The organism is Delftia sp. SD018, assembly GCF_017355445.1.
Taxonomy (GTDB): Bacteria; Pseudomonadota; Gammaproteobacteria; order Burkholderiales; family Burkholderiaceae_C; genus Comamonas; species Comamonas acidovorans.
The window spans coordinates 111,125-134,904 of record NZ_JADDRN010000011.1; the positions used below are offsets into that span (position 1 = coordinate 111,125).

The window sequence follows — 23,780 nt, forward strand, 5'->3', positions numbered from 1 at the left end:
GCCAATCCGCAAGGCCGCAGCCCATCGCACAGCGGCTCAGAACTCCCCCAGCACCCATCCGCTGATCACCGCAAAGTACTCGCGCAGCCAGGCGTTGGCGCGGATCGTCACGGGCGTGGGCGCACCCACGGTGAAGGCCTGGCCGTAGCCGCTGCGCTCGGCTATCCAGCCGGCGCGCAGAGTGTGGAAGTCGCTGGTGACGATGGCGATTGCCGCCTGCGGCTCCACCCCGCGCGCCTGCAGCAAGGGCAGGCTCCAGGCCAGGTTCAGCGCCGTGCTGGTGCTGCGCTCCTCCATCAGCAGGCGCTCGGGCGGCAGGCCGTGGCGCTGCTGCAGATAGCGCGCCATGATGGCGCCCTCGCTCTCGCTTTCCCCAAAGTCCACCCCGCCGCTGGTGAGCACCAGCGCCTTGGGCTGGCGGGCGGCCAGCTCGGCAGCGCGGTCCAGCCGCTGGGCCAGCGTGAGCGACGGCTGGCCGTCACGCGTGGCACTGCCCAGCACCACGATGGCCTGCACCAGCTGTTCCGGTGGCAACCCGGACGAGGCGGACAGCAGGTGCGCCCAGAACACCAACAGGCTGACCAGCCACATCGCCAACGCCGCCCAGCCCAGCCACCAGGCGCGCCGCAGCCATGCACTGGCGCGCAGCCTGCGCGCAATGGCCGAGCGCCAGAAGCTGCAGGCCATGAACAGCAGGCCCAGCACCGCTGGCAGCGTCACGCCCAGATTGAACATGCCGCGCGCCATCAGCACCACGGCATCGCCCAGCAGCACGGCGCCAGTGATCAGGCCCAGCCACTGCAAGGGCCCCAGCCGCCGGAAGCCCGCAACGGCGTTGCGTCCGGGCACTGGCCCGGGCGCGGGAGAGAGCTTGTGCAACAAGCGCCCTCAGTTCCAGCGCTGGTTCGGGCCGCCGGCGCAGGACCACACGATCACGGGCTGGCCCGGCCGGGCATTGCCGCCTTCGATGTCCAGGCACTTGTTGGCAAAGCGGCTGCGGATCTGGCCACGGCTCCAGTCCCATTTCTGGTTGGGCTGGTTGCGGCATTGCCAGGCAATCACCCGCGCACCATTGCGGGTGTTGCCATCGGCCACGTCCAGGCACAGGTCGCCCACGCGCATCTCGCCATCACGCGTCAACGTGAAACGCTGGTTTTCACCGCCGCTGCAGTGGTAGACGATGAGCCCATTGCCTGGGCGAAGGCCCCCGGATATATCCAGGCACAGGCCGTTCTGGCCCCGCACCTCCCGCCCGCCCCACGAGGGATAGCCGGGCTGCTGGCCCGGATAGCGGTCATCGTTCCATTGCTCGTCGCGGTCACGTTCGCGGTCCTTGTCGCGCTTGTTCGCCAAAATGGCGGCGCCGGCAATGGCTGCCACGGCGGCACCGGCGATCCATGCGCCCGTGTTGTCGCTCCCGCCTTCCTGGCCCTGCGCGCCCTGGGGCAGGCCGGTCAGGATGCGGAAACGCCCGCCGCAGCCGCCCTTGACCCACATCTCCCGGCGGCCCAGGTCATAGCCCCAGTTCTGGTTGTAGCTGCAGTTGCCAGCCAAAGTCTCGACCAGTTGCACCTGCTGCGCATCGTCGGGCAGGCTGTAGGTCTGGTAGCGGCCATTGGACATGAGCTGCACCGTCTCTTCGCCTGCATGCGCAGGCAGAACCGGCAGGATGAAGCTGCTGGCCAGCAGGACGGAAATGCATTTCTTGATTTGCATGGGATTTCTCGGGCTGCGTTGATCTGAGGGGCGGCTACGCGCAGCAACCGGCCTTTTCTTTCAGGCCAAGAATGCAGCCACCGCCTCTTTCCAGGCTGTGGAGTTTAGCCAAGCAATTTGTAGGATTGCGCCAGATTCTGGCAAGGCTGGCTCAAATCATTGCCTGTTGAATCCCGCCACCCCAGCGCGAAACTCCCCACTCCCATACACCGCAGAAACCAGATCCTCATCATCCAGCCGCTGCTCCACCACGATGCGCCTCAGGCTTTCCTTGACCGCTGACTGGGTGGTTGCCGACAAGGCCATGAGCTGCTCGGCCAGCGCCTTTGCCTGGGCTTGCAATTGATCTGCCGGCACCACCGCATGCACGAACCCGCAGGCCTCGGCCTGCTCGGCTGACAGGTAGTCCGCCAGCAGCAGCATGCGCTTGACGCGCGGCACGCCCAGGCTGGTCACCAGGCGGGCGATGTTGCGTGACGACAGCGTGTTGGACAGCGTCTTGGCAATCGGCGCACCGAAGCGCGAGCCGGTGCTGCAGATGCGGAAATCGCAGGCCGTGGCCAGGGCCAGGCCGCCGCCCACGGCCCAGCCGTCGATGACGGCGATGGTGGGCACGGCGATGCGCTCCACGGCGTCGATCACGCGCTCCACGAAGGCTTCGTAGGCAATGCCTTGCTGGCCGTCATGGAAGTCCTTGAAGTAGGCGATGTCCGTGCCCGAGATGAAGGATTTGCCGCCCGCGCCGCGCAGCATCACGCAGTGGATGGCCGGGTCGGCCTGGCAGCGTTCCAGGGCCGTGAGCAATGCCTCGTACATGGGCATGCTCATGGCGTTGTGGCGTTCGGGGCGGTCGATGAGGATCTCGGCCGCGCCCCCGGCGTGAAGGGTCAGCGCCACGGATTCATGCAGGGCCGTGCTCATGCGGCGGCCTTCAGTGCCTGGAGTTCGGCCATGATTTCTGCGTTGTGCTCGCCCAGCAGCGGCGGATGGCGGCGCACCTGCTGGGGCGTGCCGAGCATCTTGACGGGAAAGCCGATGTTCTTGACCTTGCCTTCGATGGGATGATCGATCTCCATGCACATGCCGCGGTGCTGGCCGTGTTCACCCTCGAAGGCCTGCGGATAGGTGAGCAGCGGGCCTGCGGGAATGCCTGCCTCCAGCATGCGGTCCACCCAGTCGGCGCTGTCGTGGTGGGCGAATTCCGCTTCCAGCTCGCCTATCAATGCCTCCCGGTGCTTGAGGCGCAGCGCCACGGTGGCGTAGTCCGGATGTTCGACCAGGTCCGCGCGTTCGATCAGCGCGCACAGCCTGGCCCAGAGCTTCTGGTTGGTGGCGCCCATGACGAAATAGCCGTCGCGCGCCTTCACGGCCTGGTAGGGGGCGCTCATCTTGTTGCTGGTGCCCAGCGGCGCGGGCGGCACGCCGGTGCCCCAGTATTCGGACATGTCCCAGATCGAGAAAGCCATGGCCGAGTCGAACAGCGAGGCGTCTATGTGCTGGCCCTGCCCTGTCTTCTGTGCGCCGATGTAGGCGGCCAGCAGTCCGTAGGTGGCGAACAGTGCGCAACCGATGTCGGCCACGGGCACGCCGGCCTTGACGGGTTTCTCTCCCTTGTAGCCGGTGACGCTCATCACGCCCGACATGGCCTGGGCCATGAGGTCGAACCCCGGCCGCTGGGCCCAGGGGCCGCTCTGGCCGAAGCCCGAGATGCTGACATAGACGATGCGCGGATTGATGCGGCGAATGCTTTCGTAGTCGATCTTCAGGCGCTGGACCACGCCTGGCCGGTAGTTCTCGACGATGACATCGGCTGTCGTGGCCAGCTGGTAGAAGGCCTCACGCCCCTCCTCGCTCTTGAGGTCCAGCGTCAGCGACCGCTTGTTGCGGTTCATGTTCAGAAAGCCCATGCTGTCCGGGCCCTTCATCTTGAAGCCCATGGCGCCGCGCGTCTGGTCGCCGGTGCCCGGAGGTTCGACCTTGATGACATCGGCGCCCAGGTCGGCCAGCAGCATGCAGGCAAATGGGCCGGCCATGACCTGGCTGACGTCGAGTACGCGGATGCCTTGCAGGGGCAGTTGCAGCGGGTTGGATTGGGGATTGCTCATGCCGGGTCCTCAGCTTTCTTCGGTCACTTTTGCGGCGCGAACGACGTCGCCCCACTTCTTGTATTCGGCAGCCATGAAGGCCGCGAACTTGTCCACGGAGCCGCCACCGTCCTCCACGCCGTATCCGTCGAAGCGGCTGACCACGTCGGGCATGGCCAGCACGCGGTTGACGTCGGCATTGATGCGCTGGGCCAGTTCCCTGGACATGTCGCGCGGGCCGACGACGCCGTACCAGCTCGATGCGTCAAAGCCCTTGAAGCCCTGCTCGTCCATGGTGGGCATGGCCGGGAATCCCTTGGCACGGTTTACGCGGGTCTGGGCGATGCCCAGCATTTTTCCTGCGCGGACCTGGGCAGTGGCGGCCGTCATGGTGTCGAAGCTGAAGTCGATCTGTCCTCCGATCAGGTCGGTCTGCATGGGGCCTGACCCTTTGTAGGGAACGTGGATGCTCTTGACACCTGCCGCCATGTTGAACATCTCGGCCGCAAGGTGCTGCACCGAACCTGTGCCCGAAGAGCCGAAGCTGACCTTGCCGGGGCTTTTGCGGCACAGCTCCACCACTTCCTGCACCGAGGCATGGCCGTTCCTGCTGCTGGTCACCAGGATGTGGGGCGTTGCGCCGATCAGGGCGATGGGCGCGTAGTCCTTGAGCGGGTCATAGGTGATGGATTTGAAGATCTGCGGCGAGATGGCGTGCGTGTTCACATGGGCCATCAGGAGGTTGATGCCTTCTGTGAAGCGGGTCTTGGCAAAGTATTCGGCCGCCAGCGAGCCCGTGGCGCCGGGCTTGTTCTCCACGATCACGGGCCGGCCCCAGATCTCGGACAGCTTCTGGCCCACGATGCGCGCGAACACGTCGGTGCCGCCGCCCGGCGCCCAGCCCACCAGGATCTTGACGGGCCCCTTGGGCAGGTCGGAGGCCGGGGGCGCGGCCCCTGCCCAGGGTGCGGCCAGCGCGGTGGCGCCGGCCGCGATGAAGTCGCGGCGTTTCATGTCTGTCTCCTGCACATCGTTGTTGTGCAGTCACTGTCGCCGGGCGCCGATATCGCGGCAAGCCTGTGTGCCGCATGCCTGGTTTCGCAATCCGCGAAACCAGGAGAGTCAGATCGCGCGTTCGCCCTGCAGCAGGGCGGCGACGACGTTGCGCAGCGCCTGTTCCTGGGCCTGGCCTTCGATGAAGGACAGCACGTAGCTGCGCTCGTGCCAGTCGCCTTCCAGGGTGGCCCAACCCAGGTCGGGCTCAGGGTGGAAGCTGCGCAGCACGCCGGGTGGCATCAGCCCCACGCCCAATCCTTCGCGCACCAGGGCCAGCATGGTGTCGAAGCCGCTGACGGCGAAATCGTTGCGAAACACCCTGCCCCGGCTGCGATGGGCGCGTCGCAAAGCGGCCAGAATGGCCGAGCCCCGGCCCAGGCTGACGATGGGGCAGTCCAGCAACTGGTCCAGCATCACAGGCTCGACGGCAAAGCTGAAATGCCTGCGGCTGTAGACCAGCACCAGGCTGTCCTTGCGGTAGTCGGAGCGTGGCAGATCCACGAAGCCGCTGGTCTTCTCGAAGATGCCGATGTCGATGACCTTGTCGCGCAGCAGTTGCTGGACGATGCGGCTGTTCTCCTCCATCACCTGCAGCGTGATGTGGGGATAGCGCCGCTGGGTGACGGCGATGTCGGCAGCCAGGAACTGCAGGATGGCGGATTTGGGGGCGCCGATGATGATGCGGCCGTCGCGCCCGCGGCCCAGCGCCTGGGCGTCGGCTTCCAGCCGCTCCACCAGGTTGCCTATCTGGCGGATATGGGCCAGCAGCTTGAGGCCAGGCTCGGTGGCGCGCACTCCATGGGGCTGCCGCTTGAACAGCCTGGCGCCCAGTTGCTGCTCCAGGTCACTGAGCCGCCGCGAGGCCGCTGCCACCGCCAGTTGCAGCCTGTCGGCCGCGCGTGAAATGCTGCCCTCCTCGGCAATCGCAAGCACAAGCTGCACGGTGGTGGAGTCGATCTTCATCATGGCGGCAAGGCCCTCTTGCGCAGGCGGCGTCTGCTGAGGGCGCGATTGTGCCCCAGTGTCGCAACCGTGCTCAGGCGTGCGCGGAACACTCCAGCACGTCGCTGAGCCTGAAGCTCTCCAGGAACGGCAGGACATGCTCCTCGTTCATCGGGCGGGCGATCAGAAATCCCTGGACGTACGTGCACCCGAGCTGCTGCAGGTGCAGAAACTGCTCCGTGGTTTCCACGCCTTCCGCGACGACTTCAAGGCCCAATCTGCGGCTCAGTGCCAGCGTGGCCTCGACAATCGCGGCAGCCCCGGCGTCCTTGTCCATGGCCTGTATGAAGCTGCGATCGATCTTGATCAGGTTGAAGGGAAAGCGGTGCAGGTAGGAAAGACTGGCATGGCCGGAGCCAAAGTCATCGATGGCGAGATTCACGCCCAGTGCCTTCACTTGCCGCATGACGGACAGCACCTGCTCATCATCTTGAAGCAGGGCCGATTCCGTCACCTCGATGTAGCAGCGCTCGGGGTTCAGGCCGGCGCGGTCCAGATGTTCCTTCAATTGCACCGCCATGCCTGGATCGAGAAATTCAAAGGCCGGGCAGTTGATGGACACCGAGATATCGGACGGCCATCCGTTGGCAACCAGCAGCGGGGAGCGCTCCACCATTTGGTCGATGGGAAGCAGCAGGCCGCGCCGCTCTGCCATCGGAATGAAGACGCCTGGCGGGACAGACCCTCTGGCCGGGCTGTTCCAGCGCATCAGCGACTCGAACCCCGATATTTTTCCCGTGGCCACATGGCAGATCGGCTGGTACGCCATGAACAACTGGCTTGTTCCGATGGCGGACCTGAAATCCTGCTCCAGCAGCAGTTGCTCCTGCATGGGGCCATCGGCGGAAGGCTCGAATTTCACGAATCGCCCACGTCCCTGGGATCGCGCCCGCTCCATTGCCGCGCGCCCGTCGCGCAGCAGCTGATTCCAGTCCTCGTTGTTCTTGCAGACCGCCGTCCCTACGCAGACAGACAGCAAAATGCTGCGCTCACCCAGCATGTAGCGCTTTTCACCCAGTCGGATGGAGAGCGTTTTCGCCATGGAATCGGGGTCCCCTTCATATTGGGCGACACAGAATTCCTCGATGGCAAGGCGGGCGGCGACGTCATTCTGTCCAATACAGGAGCGCAATTGTTTTGCCAGTTGCGAGATCAGTGGGTTGTCCATTCCAGGAACCAGCGTATCTGCCAGCACTTGCAAATGCTCGATACCGATGACATGGATGGCAACAGGACGCCGCTGTGCTTGCGTTCTGCTCAGCAGTTGCTCAAATCCGGTTGAATTGAGCAATTCGGAAGCAGGGTCATGGAAAAGATGGTGCCTCAGCTGTGAATGCACCTGCACCAGATCCCTCGCCTCGAAATAGGATCTTCTGCGCTCACGCATCCACAATTGCGCCAGTAATAAAAAAGAAGCCAGGCTGATGGCCGCCCATGCCATGATGGTTTTTCCAAACCTCCACCATGGAGCCGCGAGCTTTGCCTTGGCGGCCAGCGTGGCATAGGCGAGATCCATGCCGCCTTGGCTGGAGTGGTGCATGGCGACGATCCAGCCGTGTCCAAAGCCATCGTCAGCGTCCAATATGCCCTCGCCTGCAGCCATCATTTTTGCAAGTCCGGAATCCATCCCGTCCAGAATGTGCGGATGCTCCGGGGGAATTCTGACCAGATCTTTGCCGTTTGGCAGGCTGATCATGACCTGATGGCCATCCAGCAGCAGTGAACCGAATGCCTGGCGAATGGAATCCACGGCAATGAAGGCCGCCACAATGCCAGTCAGCGCCCCACTGGAGTCACGTACCGGACGCCCCAGCACCAGGGACGGTATATCGAAGACCGGCGATTTGCTTGAATCCAGCAAGAAGAAGCCGCCAGGCTTTGTCTGCAGCGCTGCATTCCAGATGGGACGCTCGGGGTTGTCGGGAGACAGCGGCAGCTTGCTGAAACGTGAGGAAATGGACCATTTCCCATGTCGATCAAGCATGCTCATGCTGATGACGCCGGGCAGCGCCGCCACCTCCTGGATCAAGGCATTGCGGATATCGGTGCTGGCATCAGGGTCTGCCGTGATTTCGCCTTGGCGGCCCGGTGCCAGCAAAAGTTGTTCTGTTCTCTCTACCGCCAAAGAGGTGGCAAGAATGATCTTGTTGGTTTCAGCGGCAGAGGCAGAGAGCGCATGCAGGAGATTCGACTTCTTTTCCTGCAGCGATGTCTCGTAGCTGGAGATCAGAGAAACGCCCGCAACGCCAATGATCACCAGGCATACGATGAAAATACAGGCATACCAGCGCCTGGGCTGCCAGCTTGGAGGTCTTCTCTCTGCATGCATCATTCAACGCTCATCTGGTCAAAATACGAGCGAACAGGCACCGTTCTCCTGGCAGGCTTGCCTGCCAGGAGAAATGCTTCCCGTTGGCTGTGACGCACTGGTCTGAATTTCCGTCAGGACGCGGAAAGACTCAGCGGTCTCATGGATGAGGGGATTTTCCTCAAGACAAGGGCCTCCTTTTCCGCGGGGTCCAGCTTGAAAATGGAAACTGCCGAAACCAGGGCCTGCGCCTGCTGGCTGAGACTTCCGGCCGCCGCTGCCGACTCTTCCACCAGCGCGGCATTTTGCTGGGTGACCTGGTCCAGCTGGATGATCGCATCATTGATCTGATCGATGCCCTGGCTTTGCTCCCTGGTGGCCCCACTGATCTCTTCGATCATGTTGGATACCTTCTGGACCTGGGTGACGATATCTTCAATGCTGCTGCCCGCAGCCTGGGCAAGCTGGTGGCCATTGCCGACCTTGGAAACACTGTCTTCGATGAGAGACTTGATCTCTTTTGCGGCCTCTGCACTTTTCACTGCAAGGCTGCGAACTTCGGCGGCAACCACCGCAAAACCACGGCCCTGCTCTCCGGCGCGGGCTGCTTCGACAGCAGCATTCAAAGCAAGAATATTGGTTTGAAAAGCGATTGAATCAATGACGTTGATGATGTCCTCGATTTTCTTGGAGGACGTGTTTATTTCATTCATCACGTCCACCATCTGCCGGGCCATGCCCCCGCCGTGCGCTGCGGCATCGCGCGCTGACTGGGCGAGCATGGTGGCAGTGATGGCCGCATCGGAATTGCTTTTCACCGTGCTGGCCAGTTCCTCCATGGAGGCGGCAGTCTCTTCAAGATTGCTGGCTTGCTCTTCCGTTCGGCTCGACAGGTTGGCATTGCCTGCATCAATCTGCGTGGCGCCCGTGGCAATGCTGTCGCTGCTGCTGCGCACGGTGCCCACGACGCGTTGCAGCGATACCTGCATTTCCTGCATGGCCGTGATCACACTGCCAGGGCGTGCCCTGGACAAGTCGATCCGGGAGGTGAGGTCCCCTCTTGAGATGTTTTCGGCAATGTGCGCCACATCTGCCGGCTCTCCGCCCAGCTGGCGTGTGATGGAAATTGTGATGATCACGCCAATGGCCACCCCCACAATCACGCCGGAGATGGTCAGGAGGGTGAGCATCAGCCGGATCTTTTCGTAGATTCTGTCGGTCTCGTCATTGAGCCAGCTGGCATTCTTCTTCTTGATATCGACAACTTCCGTCATCAGACTGTCGATCTTGTCGGACTCCACCCGGAATCTGTTGATCAGATCAATCGATTCCCTGGATTCCGAAAGATGCTCTGACTTGATTCTTTCAATCGTCTGCAGCAGACCCTTTTCATAGATGACGAGGGTTTCATCAATGGACTTGAGCTTTTCCTTGCCATCGCCCTCGGCAAAAAGCCTCTTGCTGTTGTTCAGCGCCTCTTTCAGCAGTTGCAGCCTTTGCAGCACGGCGTCCGTGTGCCGGTTTCTGCTTTCATCATCGTTTGCAAGCACGGCATTTCTGATGGCCCGGCCCGCCGCGATCAGCTGGACGTTGGCCTCGGATATTTGTGACAGGCCCAGCAGTTCCTTCTCGTACATCTGCGTTGCGAGATCATTGATTTCCCCTGCCTTCAGTATTCCATTGATACCGATGAATGCACCAATGCATGAGACCACAAGAAAGCCCATGGTCAGTTTGGTGATCACTTTTGATTTTTTGAAGCTCAACATCTTGATTGCCGAATGAATAATTTTCAACGATGAAACATTTGCCATGACACCAGGATTCTTCGGCCGTAGAAAATCGGGAACTTGAAAAAAAACAATCCACATCTTTTGAAAAAGACGTGGATTATTCTCGAAAATGATATATTGATGTTATAATTGCCTCGATGCTCGATGCTCGATGCTCGATGCTCGATGCTCGATGCTCGATGCTCGATGCTCGATGCTCGATGCTCGATGCTCGATGCTCGATGCTCGATGCTCGATGCTCGATGCTCGATGCTCGATGCTCGACCAATAAAAATTGGCACTGGCGCCGAGAGGCGCCAGTGCCAATTTTTATTTTCAGGCCCTGCAACGGCAATTGCATTTTTCTTGGTCGGTAAAGAATGATTGCGGCGGAAACTTCAGGCGGCAATTATTCTTGTGCATATGCGAATGCTTCAAGACAGCCTATTGATATCGTCTTGTCAAAAGGCTGTTTGAAGGATAAGCAATGATTGTAACGTTGTGTTATGAAATCAATCCCTCATTTCCTCGCACCTTGACTTTGCATTTTGCGCAAACATTGCCGCAATACGCATAATTTTCAATGGATTCAAGTCCCCATCCCCAATCGATGGCCCAGACAAACAAAAGCGGCCCCTTGGGGGCCGCTGGTTCCGGGGCAATGGCGACTCAGGCGCTGCGCAGGCTTTTGGCTGCTCCGGCCAGTGCGGTGATCCGCTTCCAGTCACCCTGCTCCAGCGCATCGGCAGGCACCAGCCAGGAGCCACCCACGCAGACCACGTTGGACAGCGCCAGGAATTGCGCCGCATTGTCAGCAGACACGCCGCCCGTGGGGCAGAACCGCACGTCGCCGAACGGGCCTTGCCAGGCCTTGAGCATGGCCGAGCCGCCCGCCTGTACGGCGGGGAAGAATTTCAGCTCGTTGAAGCCGTCGTCCTGCGCGGCCATGATTTCGCCGCTGGTGGCCACGCCGGGCAGCAGCGGCAGCTGCAGGGCCTGGCATGCCTGGCCCAGTGCGCTGGTGTAGCCGGGGCTCACGGCAAAGCGCGCACCGGCGCTGGCGGCGGCACGGGCATCGGCGGCGCTGCGCACGGTGCCGGCACCCACGATGGCCTCGGGCACGGCACGTGCGATGGCTTCGATGCTGGCCAGGCCCTCGGGCGTGCGCAGCGTGACTTCCAGTACGCGGATGCCGCCCGCGACCAGGGCCTGGGCCATGGGCACGGCATGTGCGACGTTGTTCAGGACAATGACCGGGATGACCGGCGCGTCCTGCATGATGGCCAGTGCCGTCAGTCGTTGATCCATGTGCAAGCTCCCTCTTCTGCGCTGAGCGCGTGGCGCCGGAATCCGGCAAACAGTTCGCGGCCAAAACCCCGGCCGTTGGCCTGGCGCAGTGCCTGCGGCATGTTGGCCAGGGGCCGCTGCTGCCATTCGGTGTCGTCGACCAGCACGGCCAGGGTGCCGGCCACGGCGTCCAGGCGTACCAGGTCCCCGTCTTGCAGGCGCGCCAGCGGTCCGCCCACGCAGGCCTCGGGCGAGACATGGATGGCGGCGGGCACCTTGCCCGAGGCGCCGCTCATGCGGCCGTCCGTGACCAGGGCCACCTTGTAGCCCTTGCCCTGCAGCACAGCCAGCGGTGGGGTGAGCTTGTGCAGCTCGGGCATGCCGTTGGCGCGCGGACCCTGCCAGCGCACCACGCAGATGACATCGCGGTCCAGCTCGCCGGCCTTGAAGGCCTGCTGCAGCGCTTCCTGCGAGTCGAAGACGCGCGCAGGCGCCTCGACCACATGGCGGTCCTCGGGCACGGCGCTGACCTTGATCACGCTGCGCCCCAGGTTGCCGGACAGCAGCTTGAGCCCGCCCGTGGCGCTGAAAGGCGCATCGGCCGGGCGCAGCACGGACAGGTCGCCGGAGACTTCGGCCTCGTGCCAGACGAGATGGCCGTCTTCAACGGCGGGAATGCGCGCAAATTCCTGCAGGCCCTCGGGCCGCACGGTGAGCACATCGCCATGCATGAGGCCGGCCTTCAGCAACTGGCCGATCACGTAGCCCGGCCCGCCTGCGGCCTGGAACTGGTTCACGTCGGCGCTGCCGTTGGGATAGACGCGGGCCAACAGCGGCACCACGCCCGAGAGTTCCGAAAAATCATTCCAGTCGATGACGATGCCTGCCGCACGCGCCACGGCCACCCAATGGATCAGGTGGTTGGTCGATCCGCCTGTGGCCAGCAGAGCCACCATGGCGTTGACGATGCAGCGCTCGTCCACCACATGGCCAATGGGTGCGAAGCGGCGGTTCTTGGTGATGGCCAGCACGCTGCGCATGGCCTCGCGCGTGAGCAGTTCGCGTTCGCCATCGGCCGGGTTGATGAAGGCCGTGCCCGGCACGTGCAGGCCCATGGCCTCCAGCAGCATCTGGTTACTGTTGGCCGTGCCGTAGAAGGTGCAGGTGCCTTCGCCGTGGTAGGCAGCCGTTTCGGCGGCCAGCAGTTCCTTGCGGCCCACCAGGCCCTGCGCGGCCTGCTCGCGCACCTTGGCCTTGTCGCCATTGGACAGGCCCGAGGTCATGGGGCCGGCCGGCACGAACACCGTGGGCAGATGGCCGAAATGCAGGGCCCCGATCAGCAGGCCCGGCACGATCTTGTCGCAAATGCCCAGCATCAGCGCGGCGTCGAACACGTCATGCGACAGCGCGATGGCCGTGCCCATGGCAATGGCATCCCGGCTGAACAGGCTCAGTTCCATGCCGGGCGCGCCCTGGGTCACGCCGTCGCACATGGCCGGCACGCCGCCGGCGACCTGCGCCGTGGCGCCGAGCTTGCGCGCCTCGTCCTTGAGGATGTCGGGATAGCGTGCCAGCGGCGCATGGGCCGAGAGCACGTCGTTGTACGCGGTGACGATGGCGACGTTGGGCGCCTTCTCTTCCACGATGCGTATGCGGTCGCCGCCTGGAATGCCCGCAAAGGCATGGGCCACATTGGCGCAGCCCATGGACTGGGCGCCGGGCGGGCGCGCGGCCATGGCGTCCACCTGCTCCAGGTAGGCGGCGCGTGATTGGGCACTGCGCTCGCGGATGCGGCGCGTGACCTGCTCGACGATGGGGTGGATGGTGCTCATGCGGGGTTCCTGCGGATGCGCTGGTGCGCGTTTTCTCTCTGTCGCGTTGTCTTTATGGGAAATGTCGGCCGGGGCATCCCTCCCAGGTGCGTCCGGCCCTGTTCCGAAGCTTACTTCACTGCGCGCGCCTGCTTGACGGCGGCCTGCACCTCGTCCCACGTGCCCTGGCCCACGGTCTTGGCAATGCCGGCATTCACCGCGGCGAGCTTGTCGCGCATGCGGCTGGCTTCTGCGGCGGGCAGCTCGTTGACCTGCATGCCCTTGGCCTTGATGTCGGCCAGGGCCTTGGCGGCTTCCTCGCGCGTGTCCTTGCGTTCGAACTCACGGCTCTTGACGGCGGCATCCTGCAGCACCTTCTTCTCGGCCGGGCTCAGCGTGTCCCACCACTTCTTGCTGACGGTGACGATCCAGGGGCTGTAGACGTGGTTGGACACCGTGAGGTACTTCTGCACTTCATAGAACTTGCTGGACAGCACGGTGTTGAAGGGGTTTTCCTGGCCATCGACGGCACGGGTCTCCAGCGCCGTGAACAGCTCGGAGAACGGCAGCGGCACGGCATTGGCGCCCAGGGCCTTGAAACTGTCCAGGAAGACGTTGTTCTGCATCACGCGCAGCTTCACGTCGGCCAGGTCTTCCATCTTGGCGATGGGGCGCTTGTTGTTGGTGAGGTTGCGGAAACCGTTTTCCCAATAGACCAGGCCCACCATGCCCTTGGGCTCCAGCGTGGCCTTGACCTTCTCGCCCACGGGGCCGTCCAGCACGGCGTCGGCTTCCTTGACATTGCTGAACAGGAAGGGCGTGTCCCAGACGGCCATTTCGGGCGACAGGCCCACCAGGGTGGCGGTGGAGCCGACCATCATCTCCTGTGCGCCGCCGATCAGCGCCTGCTGCATCTGCGTGTCCGAGCCCAGCGAGGCATTGCCGATGGCACGCACCTTCATCTTGCCGCCCGTGGCCTTCTCGACCTCCTTGGCAAAGAAGCGCGCCGCGCGGCCCTGGTTGGACTCATCGACCAGTCCATAGCCGAAGCGCACGATGCGCGGCTTGAAGTCCTGGGCCATGGCCTGGCCCGTGGCGGCCAGCGTGGTGACGGCGGCCATCAGGCCGGCGAGTGCAAAGGGAATACGCATGTTCATCTCCTTGGGTTGTAGTGAGGGATCAATGCATCCAGCGCAGAGGGGCCAGGATGATTTGCGGAAAAATCACGAAAAGCACGGCAAGCAGCACATAGACCATCAGGAACGGGTTCGTGCCCTTGATCACGGTCTCCATGCGCAGCCGGCCCACGCCGGCGACCACGTTCTGCACCGTGCCCACGGGCGGCGTGATCAGGCCGATGCAGCCCACGTAGATGAACATGAAGCCGAAGTAGATGGGATCGATGCCGGCCTTGACGGCCAGCGGCGCGCACACGGGGCCGAAGATCAGGATGGTTGGCGTCAGGTCCATGGCCGTGCCCACCACCAGCAGGAACAGCATCATCGTGGCCATGAACAGCACGGGACTGCCCAGCAGGCCCGAGAAGCTGTCGGCCAGCATGTTGGGCAGGTCGGCCAGGGTGATCATGTAGGCCGTCACCGTGGCGGCGCCGCACAGGAACATGACCACGGCCGTTGTCTTGGCGGCGGCCAGGAACACGGCGTAGAGCCGGGTCCAGGTCATCTCGCGGTAGATCACCATGGACACGAACAGCGCGTAGACGGCTGCGACCACGGCTGCCTCGGTGGGCGTGAACACGCCGCCCTTGAGGCCGCCCAGGATGATGACCGGCATCATCATGGCCCAGAAGCTCTTGGCCAGCGCCTTCAGGCGCGGGCCCCAGGCCATGCGCTCGCCGCGCGACAGGTCGTACTTGCGAGCGATGGACCACCAGGCAAAGATCAGGAACACGCCCATGATCAGGCCCGGCACCACGCCCGACAGGAACAGCTTGCTGATCGAGGTGTTGGTCGTCACGCCGTAGATCACGAAGGGCATGGACGGCGGAATGATGGGCGCAATGATGCCGCCCGAGGCCAGCAGGCCCGCGCTGTAGCTGTCGGGATACTTCTGGTCGCGCATCATGGGCAGCAGGATGGTGGCCAGGGCGGCGGTATCGGCAATGGCCGAGCCGCTCATGGACGCCAGCAGCACCGCCGCGCCAATGGCCACATAGCCCAGGCCGCCACGGATATGGCCCACATAGGCACGTGCCAGGTCGATGATGCGGCGCGACAGGCCGCCTGCATTCATCAGCTCGCCAGCCAGGATGAAGAAGGGCACGGCCAGCAGCGGGAAGTTGTCGAAGCCGGCCTGCAGGTTCTGCGCAAGCAGCTGCGAGTCGAAGAAGTCCAGGTGCCACATCAGCGCCACGCCGGTCAGCACCAGCGCCTGGGCGATGGGCATGCCGATCACCATGCCGCCAATCAGCACGGCCAGAAAGATCAGGGTCACAACCATGGTGCGTACTCCTTACTCGACCGTCGTTTCGGCATGGTTTTCTGCCGGCGCGCCGCGGCGCAGGTCGCGCAGCGTCACCACCAGCAGACCCACGGCCAGCACCAGGGTGGCCGCAGCGCCCAGGGCCAGCGGGTAGCCCAGCACCGTGCTGTAGCTGTTCAGCCCGGCCTCCACCTGGGCCCAGGAGCCCCACAGCAGCAGGCCCATACAGACCAGGACCAGTGCCTGCGACACCCAGAACAGCGCCTTGCGCGTGCCAGGCCCCACGCGGGAAGTCACGAGGTCGAAGCCCAGGTGGCTGCCCTCGAAAGCGGCCACTATGGCGCCAATGGCCACCAGCCAGACGAAGAGCAGGCGCGAGATTTCCTCATAGGAAACGATGCTGGTATGGAACACATAGCGCAGCACCACGTTGATGAAAACGGCAATGACCATGCCGGCCAGGGCCAGCACCATCAGCACCTCGGCAAAGTGCTGCAGGCGCGGCTTGGGCCGGACTGCGGGGGAATCGGATTGCATGGGGCTTGTCTCCTGGCGTTATGGGTTTTGGGAGAAGGTGTCGGCCTGCGCCGCGGGCAGGACCTGCCAGCTTTGGGCGCGGAGCACGATGTCGGTCAGCGGCAGCGTGGCGTCCACGGACAGCACGGCGCACTCGCCATCAGGGCGTTCCAGCGTGGCGAACTGGTTGGCCACCAGTTCGGGCGAGAAGAAGTGGCCGGCGCGCTCCTGCACGCGCTGCAGCGCCGTGTCGTAGTTCAGGTCCAGGAACACGAAGCCCACGGCACCGGCCGGGCCGGCGGCACGCAGCCGGTCGCGGTACTTGCGCTTGAGGGCCGAGCAGGTCAGCACCACGCCCTGCCCCGGCATGGCCTGGGCCAGCAGCTGGGCCAGGCGGTCCAGCCAGCCGCTGCGGTCGTCATCGGTCAGGGGGATGCCGGCCTGCATCTTGCGGATGCTTTCCTCGGCATGGTGGGCATCGCCCTCGTGCAGGGTCCAGCCCAGGGCATCGGCCAGGGCCTGCCCCACGCTGGACTTGCCGCAGCCGGAAACGCCCATGACGACCAGCGCCCGTGGGCGGGTGTCTGCGGGGGCCGCCGCGGTGGTTGTTGGGATAGCGCTATCCATGTTCTTGCAAAAATTGGCAGACCAGGGTCTGCCTTGGATTTCGTTGTGCTTCAGAGGCCTTCGTCCGGGTTTACACGCAGGAGCAAGGGCCTTCGAATGATTGGGATAGCGCTATCATAATCTTCAACCCTCCCGCCTCCGACCTAGGACATTCCCTTGGCCCGTCAGATTCCGCCTGCCTCCCCAGAATCGCCCTCCGCCGATGTTTCCGGCACGGCCCTGCCCGCCACGGGCCGCGTCCGCTCCTCGCGGGCCAGCGGGCGCATCACGCTCAGCGATGTGGCACAGGCCGCTGGCGTCAGCCCCATGACGGTCTCGCGCGCACTGCGCGGCGAGCGCCGCGTGGACCCGGCCCTGGTCGAGAAAATCCGCACGGCCGCCGCGCAGATGGGCTACGTGCCCGACCCCGCCGCTCGCGCCCTGGCCTCTCAGAAAAGCGCCCAGGTGCTGGTGCTGGTGCCCATGCTGTCCAACACCCTGTTCGTGGACCTGATCGAGGCGGTCCACAAGGTGCTGTTCTCTGCGGGCTACCACGCGCTGATCGGCGTGACCCACTACGACCGGGCCGAAGAAGAACAGCTGCTGCGCACCTACCTGCCCATGCGCCCGGCCGGCCTGCTGCTCACGGGTTTTGACCGCAGCCCCGCTGCGCGTGAACTGGTACAGGCCAGCAAGGTCCCCTGCGTGCACCTGATGGAACTGGGCGGCGAGCCTGGTGCGCCCAGCGTGGGCTTTTCGCAGGCCGAGGCCGGAGCCGCCATCACGCGGCACTTGATGGAGCGCGGACACAGGCGCATTGCCTTTTGCGCAGGCCAGCTCGATGCCCGCGTGATGCAGCGCGCCGCGGGCTACCGCCATGCCCTGCAGGCGGCGGGCCTGCATGACCCCGCCCTGGAACTGCTCTGGCCCCGCCCCACGTCGATGGCGCTGGGCGCCGAGCTGCTGGACGCGGCCCTGCGCCTGGACCCTGCCGTCGATGCCCTGTTCTTCTGCAACGACGACATCGCCCAGGGTGCGCTGCTGGAGGCTCTGCGCCGGGGGATACGCGTGCCCGAGCAGATCGCCATCGCAGGCTTCAACGACCTGCCCGGCAGCGACCAGATGGTGCCGCCGCTGACCACCATCCGCACGCCGCGCGGCCATATCGGCACCGAAGGTGCGCGCATGCTGCTGCAGCTGATGCGTGGCGAGGCCGTGGAGCCGCCCAGCGTGGATCTGGGCTACGAACTGGTGGTGCGGCAGAGCAGTTGAAGCGAAGAGGGCTTCGGGCGCCCTCCTCCGTGGCCATCAGCCCGGCAGCAGGCGGCGCAGGGTCTCGGCCAGATCCTCTGCCGCGAACTTGGCCACGTAGCCATCCGCGCCAACGCTGCGCACATGGTCTTCGTTGGCCGATCCGGACAGCGAGGAATGGATGAGCACGGGAATGGAATGGAAGCGCGCGTCCTGCTTGATGTGGCGGGTGAGCGTGAAGCCGTCCATCTCGGGCATCTCCAGGTCGGTCAGCACCAGGGCGACCTTGTCGGCCACCGTCAGGCCCTCTGCCTGGGCACTGTCGGCGATGGCGTTGAGGCGGTCCCAGGCCTCCTTGCCGGACTTGAGCATTTCATACGGTGCCTGCAGGACCTTGAGCTCCTTCTCGATCAGCGAGCGCGCCACGAAGGAATCATCGGCGGCCAGCACGATGGCGCCGGGCTTGAGCTTGAGCCTGGCGCCCACTTTTTCCGGCGTGATTTCCTGGGCGTCGGTGGGGGACACCAATTGCAGGATGGCCTCCACATCCAGCACCTGGGCCAGGCGCGAGTTGTCGGTGTCGCCATCCAGGCGGGCGATGCTGGTGACCAGCTTGCCGCCGGTGCCGCTGGCCTCGGCCGACAGCACCTGCTTCCAATCCAGGCGCACGATGTCCTCGACGGACTCCACCGCGAATGCCTGGGTGGTGCGCGCATATTCGGTGACCAGCATGATGTTCAGGCCGGTCTGGGGCTTGCAGCCCATGATGGCGGGAAGATTCAGCACCGGGATCACCTGCCCGCGCAGGTTTGCCACACCCAGCGAATGGGCCGTGCCCCCCGCGATGGGCGTGATGTGCGGCATGGCCACGATTTCGCGGACCTTGAACACATTGATCCCGAACAGCTCGGACTGGCCCAGGCCGGAGTCGCTGCCCAGCCGGAACAGCAGCAGCTCGAACTTGTTGTTGCTGGTGAGGTTGGTGCGCTCGTCGATCTCTCTTTGAGCTGCCTTGGAATTGAGGTTCATGCCGGTCCTGGAGAGTGACACATCTTTTTACAAATTCTAAAGCGAGCGCCTCGGATTTAGCAAAAATTTATTGCACCTGAGTCGGAACAGCAACGCCGGGCGGCCGGCGACATGCTTCATGCATGCCACCGCCCCGCCCCGCGGCGCAGGAATCACTCGAATTCCAGGATCACATCGTCCACCGCGAGCGAATCGCCCTTGGCTGCGCTGATCTTGCCGACCACGCCGTCCTGCGAGGCGAACAGGATGTTCTCCATCTTCATCGCCTCGATCACCGCCAGCTTCTCACCGGCCTGCACCTTCTGGCCCGGCTGCACGGCCACGTCCACCAGCAGGCCCGGCATGGGCGACAGCAGGAACCTGGACAGGTCCGGCGGCGCCTTGTAGGGCATGAGGCGGTGCAGTTCGCCGCCGCGCGGCGAGAGCACCAGGGCGTCGATCTGCGTGCCGTTGTGGATGACGCGCAGGGCCAGCGGGTTTCGGGCCGTGCCGCGCTCGACCTGGGCCGTGAAGGGCTTGCCGTTGCAGCTGCCCTGCACGCACATGGCACGCATGGGGGTTTCGCTGCGGAAGGTATAGGGCTTGCCATCCACCGTGACGGTGCTGGCGCGGCTTTCGGCGTCGAAGTCCGAGACCTGCACGGCGCGGTACTGGTGCTGGCCTTCGGCGCCCAGCACGACCACGCAGTAGTCGGCCGAGACCTTGAGCTCGTGCCCCCGCATCTGGCCGCTGATGGTGGCGGCGCGCGCGCGATAGCGGCGGTTCATGTGGCCGGCCAGGGCGACCAGGAAGTCCGGATCGCCGTGGGGCACGTCCTCGGCGTGGAAGCCGTGGGAGTAGTGCTCGGCGATGAAGCCGGTGTTGAAGTCGCCGCTCTTGAACTTGGGATGGGCCAGCAGCGCGGCCTGGAACGGGATGTTGGAGCTGATGCCCCGGATCACGAAGGCATTGAGCGCCTCGCGCATCTTGGCGATGGCGTCGTTGCGGTCGCTGCCGTGCACGATGAGCTTGGCGATCATCGAGTCGTAGAACATCGGAATTTCGCCGCCCTCATAGACGCCCGTATCCACGCGCACGCCGTGCAGGTGGCCGGTGTCGGCCTGCCACATGGTCTGCTCGGGCGGCGCAAAGCGCACCAGGCGGCCCGTGGAGGGCAGGAAGTTGCGGAACGGGTCCTCGGCGTTGATGCGGCACTCGATGGCCCAGCCATTGCGCTTGACGTCTTCCTGCGCGATGGCCAGCTTCTCGCCAGCGGCCACGCGGATCATCTGCTCGACCAGGTCCAGGCCGGTGATGCACTCGGTCACCGGGTGCTCCACCTGCAGGCGGGTGTTCATTTCCAGGAAGTAGAAATCCTGGTCCTTGCCGACCACGAACTCCACCGTGCCCGCGCTCTGGTAGCCCACGGCCTTGGCCAGGGCCACGGCCTGCTCTCCCATGGCGCGGCGCGTGGCGTCGCTGATGAAGGGGGACGGCGCCTCTTCGATCACCTTCTGGTGCCGGCGCTGGATGGAGCATTCGCGCTCGTTCAGGTAGATCACGTTGCCGTGGCCGTCGCCCAGCACCTGGATCTCGATGTGGCGCGGCTCCTGCACGAACTTCTCGATGAAGATGCGGTCGTCGCCAAAGCTGTTGCGTGCCTCGTTCTGGCAGCTGGCAAAGCCCTCGAAGGCTTCCTTGTCGTTGTAGGCCACGCGCAGGCCCTTGCCGCCGCCGCCGGCGCTGGCCTTGATCATCACGGGGTAGCCGATGCCCTTGGCGATTTCCACGGCGGCCTCGGGGCCGGCAATGGGGTCGTTGTAGCCGGGGATGGTGCTCACGCCGGCCTTGTCGGCCAGCTTCTTGGAGGCGATCTTGTCGCCCATGGCCGCAATGGCCGCGTGCTTGGGGCCGATGAAGGTGATGCCCTCTTCCTCCACGCGCCGGGCGAAGGCCTCGTTCTCGGACAGGAAGCCGTAGCCCGGGTGCACGGCCTGGGCGCCGGTCTGCTTGCACGCGGCAATGATGCGGTCGGCCTGCAGGTAGGACTCGCGGCTGGGCGCGGCGCCGATGTGCACGGCCTCGTCGGCCAGCTTGACGTGGCGTGCCTCGCGGTCCGCATCGGAGTACACCGCCACGGTCTGTATGCCCATCTTGCGGGCGGTGGCGATGACGCGGCAGGCAATCTCGCCGCGGTTGGCAATCAGGATCTTCTTGAACATCTTCGCAGCCTGTTTTTTCTGGATTCGATCTTTGATATCAGGGCCTGGTCACAGAGGGATGTTTCCATGCTTGCGCCACGGATTTTCCAGCTGCTTGTTCTTGAGCATCTGCAGCGAGCGGCAGATGCGCTTGCGCGTCTCATGCGGCTGGATCACATCGTCGATGAAGCCGCGCGCGCCTGCCACGAAGGGGTTGGCGAAGCGGGCCTTGTACTCGGCCTCGCGCGCGGCCAGCTTGGCGGGATCGTTCTTGTCCTCGCGGAAGATGATCTCCACGGCGCCCTTGGCGCCCATCACGGCGATCTCGGCATGGGGCCAGGCCAGGTTGACGTCGCCGCGCAGGTGCTTGGAGGCCATCACGTCATAGGCGCCGCCGTAGGCCTTGCGCGTGATGACGGTGATCTTGGGCACCGTGGCCTCGGCATAGGCGTACAGCAGCTTGGCGCCGTGCTTGATGATGCCGCCGTACTCCTGGCTGGTGCCGGGCATGAAACCGGGCACGTCCACGAAGGTGACCACGGGGATGTTGAAGGCATCGCAGAAACGCACGAAGCGCGCGGCCTTGATGGAGCTCTTGATGTCCAGGCAGCCGGCCAGCACCAGGGGCTGGTTGGCGACGATGCCCACAGTCTGGCCGTCCATGCGCGCAAAGCCGGTGATGATGTTCCTGGCGTAGTCGGGCTGCAGCTCGAAGAAGTCGCCGTCGTCCACGGTCTTGAGGATCAGCTCCTTCATGTCGTAGGGCTTGTTGGCGTTGTCGGGCACCAGGGTGTCCAGCGACTTGTCGGCGCGGTCCACGGGGTCCGAGGTGTAGCGCACGGGCGCCTTCTCGCGGTTGTTCAGCGGCAGGTAGTTGTAGAGGCGGCGCAGCATCATCAGCGCCTCCACATCGTTGTCGAAGGCCATGTCGGCCACGCCGCTGCGCGTGGTGTGGGTGATGGCGCCGCCCAGCTCCTCGGCCGTGACCTCCTCGTGCGTCACCGTCTTCACGACTTCGGGGCCGGTGACGAACATGTAGCTGCTGTCCTTGACCATGAAGATGAAGTCCGTCATGGCCGGCGAATACACGGCGCCGCCCGCGCAGGGGCCCATGATCATGGAGATCTGCGGCACCACGCCGCTGGCCAGCACGTTCTTCTGGAACACGTCGGCATAGCCGCCCAGGGAGGCCACGCCTTCCTGGATGCGGGCGCCGCCCGAGTCGTTGAGGCCGATCACGGGGGCGCCGACCTTCATGGCCTGGTCCATGATCTTGCAGATCTTCTCGGCATGGGTCTCGGACAGCGCGCCGCCGAAGACGGTGAAGTCCTGGCTGAAGACGAAGACCAGGCGGCCGTTGATCATGCCGTAGCCGGTGACCACGCCGTCGCCGGGGATCTTGCTGTTTTCCATGCCGAAGTCGGTGCAGCGGTGCTCGACGAACATGTCCCATTCCTCGAAGGTGCCGTCGTCCAGCAGCAGCTCGATGCGCTCTCGCGCCGTGAGCTTGCCCTTCTTGTGCTGTGCGTCTATGCGCTTTTGGCCGCCACCCAGGCGGGCCTGTTCGCGCTTTGTCTCCAGTTGATCCAGGATGTCTTGCATGCTGCGATTCCTCTAACGTCTAACGATGCGGGTTGCTGGTGTTGTCTTGTCTGCGGTCACTGCGGCGCTGCGGCGGGTGCTGCCGCCGGCGCTGGAGATGGCGCCATTGCGGGCCCGGCCTGCGCCTGCAGCAGATTTCTGGCGGCGGTGCTGGCCGCGATCCGCCCTGCTGCCACGTCGGCCTGCAGTTGGGGCAGCAGCGCCCGCACCTGCGGATGCTGCCGGAAGGCCTGCTTGAGGCCGGAGTCGATGCGCTCCCACATCCAGGACAGGGCCTGGCGTTCGCGGCGCAGCGCCAAGCGGCCGTTGGCTTGCTGCAGGCGGCGGAATTCCTCCACCGCGCTCCAGAAGCCGTCAACGCCCTCTTGCTTGAGCGCGCTGATGGTGATGACCCTGGGCTGCCACAGGCGCTCGTCGTGGTGGGCGTGCTCGGGGTTGCCGTGCATGCCCAGCAGGCGCAGGCTGGAGGTGATCTGGGCCTGGGCGCGCGTGGCGGCATGCGGGTCGATGTCGGCCTTATTGATGACCACCAGGTCGGCCAGCTCCATCACGCCCTTCTTGATGGCCTGCAGGTCATCGCCCGCATTGGGCAGTTGCAGCAGGCAGAACATGTCGCACATGCCCTGAACGGCGATCTCGCTCTGGCCCACGCCCACGGTCTCGACGATGACCACATCGTAGCCAGCCGCCTCGCAGACCAGCATGGCCTCGCGGGTTTTCTCGGCCACGCCGCCCAGGGTGCCGCTGCTGGGGCTGGGGCGGATGTAGGCGTCCAGGTGGACGGACAACTGCTCCATGCGCGTCTTGTCGCCGAGGATGGAGCCGCCCGACACGGTGGATGAGGGGTCGATGGCCAGCACTGCCACCCGCAGGCCGCGTGCGATGAGGAACAGGCCCAGCGTTTCGATGAAGGTGCTCTTGCCCACGCCCGGCACGCCGCTGATGCCCAGGCGGAAAGACCCGCCCGTATGCGGCAGCAGGGCCGTGAGCAGCACATCGGCCGCCGCACGGTGGTCGGCGCGCGTGGATTCCAGCAGGGTGATGGCCTTGGCCATGGCCCGGCGCTGAACGGCGGGGTTGCCGTTCAGGATGCCGTCTTGCATTTGCTCGGGAGTCAC

19 protein-coding genes are annotated in these 23,780 nt (G+C 64.5%); 1 reads left to right on the forward strand and 18 read right to left on the reverse strand.

The features are described 5' to 3' along the window. Positions 1 to 36: 36 nt before the first annotated feature. From INR38_RS13245 to INR38_RS13310, 14 genes are all read right to left on the reverse strand, one after another. On the reverse strand, positions 37 to 879 hold the full coding sequence (locus tag INR38_RS13245; RefSeq protein ID WP_207443186.1) for a YdcF family protein: 843 nt from the start codon (positions 877 to 879) through the stop codon (positions 37 to 39). Positions 880 to 888: 9 nt separating this feature from the next. Next, positions 889 to 1,716: a lectin gene (locus tag INR38_RS13250; RefSeq protein WP_043822366.1), complete on the reverse strand. Its 828-nt coding sequence runs from the start codon at positions 1,714 to 1,716 to the stop codon at positions 889 to 891. A gap of 156 nt (positions 1,717 to 1,872) precedes the next feature. Beyond that, positions 1,873 to 2,637: an enoyl-CoA hydratase gene (locus tag INR38_RS13255; protein WP_207443185.1), complete on the reverse strand. Its 765-nt coding sequence runs from the start codon at positions 2,635 to 2,637 to the stop codon at positions 1,873 to 1,875. Beyond that, positions 2,634 to 3,821: a CoA transferase gene (locus INR38_RS13260; RefSeq protein WP_012205597.1), complete on the reverse strand. Its 1,188-nt coding sequence runs from the start codon at positions 3,819 to 3,821 to the stop codon at positions 2,634 to 2,636. Before INR38_RS13260 ends, INR38_RS13255 begins: the two co-directional genes overlap by 4 nt. A 9-nt stretch (positions 3,822 to 3,830) precedes the next feature. Then, the gene (locus INR38_RS13265) at positions 3,831 to 4,814 is read right to left on the reverse strand and encodes a tripartite tricarboxylate transporter substrate binding protein (RefSeq protein WP_207443184.1); all 984 of its coding nucleotides are present in this window, start codon (positions 4,812 to 4,814) and stop codon (positions 3,831 to 3,833) included. A 108-nt stretch (positions 4,815 to 4,922) separates the two neighbouring features. Beyond that, a complete protein-coding gene (locus tag INR38_RS13270; RefSeq protein WP_180319555.1) occupies positions 4,923 to 5,822 on the reverse strand; it encodes a LysR family transcriptional regulator in 900 nt (299 codons plus the stop codon). A 70-nt stretch (positions 5,823 to 5,892) separates the two neighbouring features. Beyond that, positions 5,893 to 8,190 (reverse strand): EAL domain-containing protein, encoded by a 2,298-nt coding sequence (locus tag INR38_RS13275; protein WP_207443183.1) that lies wholly within the window; start codon positions 8,188 to 8,190, stop codon positions 5,893 to 5,895. A 110-nt stretch (positions 8,191 to 8,300) separates the two neighbouring features. Next, positions 8,301 to 9,980, reverse strand: a complete 1,680-nt coding sequence (locus INR38_RS13280; RefSeq protein WP_242699066.1) for a methyl-accepting chemotaxis protein — start codon at positions 9,978 to 9,980, stop codon at positions 8,301 to 8,303. A 627-nt stretch (positions 9,981 to 10,607) separates the two neighbouring features. Then, positions 10,608 to 11,246: a bifunctional 4-hydroxy-2-oxoglutarate aldolase/2-dehydro-3-deoxy-phosphogluconate aldolase gene (gene eda, locus INR38_RS13285; protein ID WP_207443613.1), complete on the reverse strand. Its 639-nt coding sequence runs from the start codon at positions 11,244 to 11,246 to the stop codon at positions 10,608 to 10,610. Continuing rightward, entirely contained in the window at positions 11,231 to 13,057 is a 1,827-nt protein-coding gene (gene edd / locus INR38_RS13290) for a phosphogluconate dehydratase (protein WP_207443614.1), read from the reverse strand. The genes eda and edd overlap by 16 nt, the downstream gene beginning before the upstream one ends. Before the next feature lie 110 nt (positions 13,058 to 13,167). Continuing rightward, complete coding sequence (locus tag INR38_RS13295; RefSeq protein WP_012205590.1) at positions 13,168 to 14,187, reverse strand: TRAP transporter substrate-binding protein; 1,020 nt, start codon at positions 14,185 to 14,187, stop codon at positions 13,168 to 13,170. Between the two features lie 28 nt (positions 14,188 to 14,215). Continuing rightward, complete coding sequence (locus tag INR38_RS13300; RefSeq protein WP_013802434.1) at positions 14,216 to 15,496, reverse strand: TRAP transporter large permease subunit; 1,281 nt, start codon at positions 15,494 to 15,496, stop codon at positions 14,216 to 14,218. 12 nt (positions 15,497 to 15,508) lie between these two features. Continuing rightward, on the reverse strand, positions 15,509 to 16,015 hold the full coding sequence (locus INR38_RS13305; RefSeq protein WP_207443615.1) for a TRAP transporter small permease: 507 nt from the start codon (positions 16,013 to 16,015) through the stop codon (positions 15,509 to 15,511). 18 nt (positions 16,016 to 16,033) lie between these two features. Next, positions 16,034 to 16,552, reverse strand: coding sequence for a gluconokinase (locus INR38_RS13310; RefSeq protein ID WP_065345834.1), 519 nt, complete (start codon positions 16,550 to 16,552; stop codon positions 16,034 to 16,036). 225 nt (positions 16,553 to 16,777) lie between these two features. Between INR38_RS13310 and INR38_RS13315 the strand changes: the two genes are divergently transcribed. Then, a complete protein-coding gene (locus INR38_RS13315; protein ID WP_278251428.1) occupies positions 16,778 to 17,872 on the forward strand; it encodes a LacI family DNA-binding transcriptional regulator in 1,095 nt (364 codons plus the stop codon). Positions 17,873 to 17,908: 36 nt separating this feature from the next. On the opposite strand, the gene INR38_RS13320 is transcribed toward INR38_RS13315, so the two are convergent. The 4 genes from INR38_RS13320 to meaB form a co-directional block, all read right to left on the reverse strand. Further along, positions 17,909 to 18,880, reverse strand: coding sequence for a chemotaxis protein (locus tag INR38_RS13320; protein WP_012205585.1), 972 nt, complete (start codon positions 18,878 to 18,880; stop codon positions 17,909 to 17,911). Between the two features lie 152 nt (positions 18,881 to 19,032). Continuing rightward, positions 19,033 to 21,081, reverse strand: coding sequence for an acetyl-CoA carboxylase biotin carboxylase subunit (gene accC / locus INR38_RS13325; RefSeq protein WP_099750875.1), 2,049 nt, complete (start codon positions 21,079 to 21,081; stop codon positions 19,033 to 19,035). A gap of 48 nt (positions 21,082 to 21,129) precedes the next feature. Continuing rightward, positions 21,130 to 22,662: an acyl-CoA carboxylase subunit beta gene (locus INR38_RS13330; protein ID WP_012205581.1), complete on the reverse strand. Its 1,533-nt coding sequence runs from the start codon at positions 22,660 to 22,662 to the stop codon at positions 21,130 to 21,132. 56 nt (positions 22,663 to 22,718) lie between these two features. Further along, positions 22,719 to 23,780, reverse strand: a complete 1,062-nt coding sequence (gene meaB / locus INR38_RS13335; protein WP_180319563.1) for a methylmalonyl Co-A mutase-associated GTPase MeaB — start codon at positions 23,778 to 23,780, stop codon at positions 22,719 to 22,721.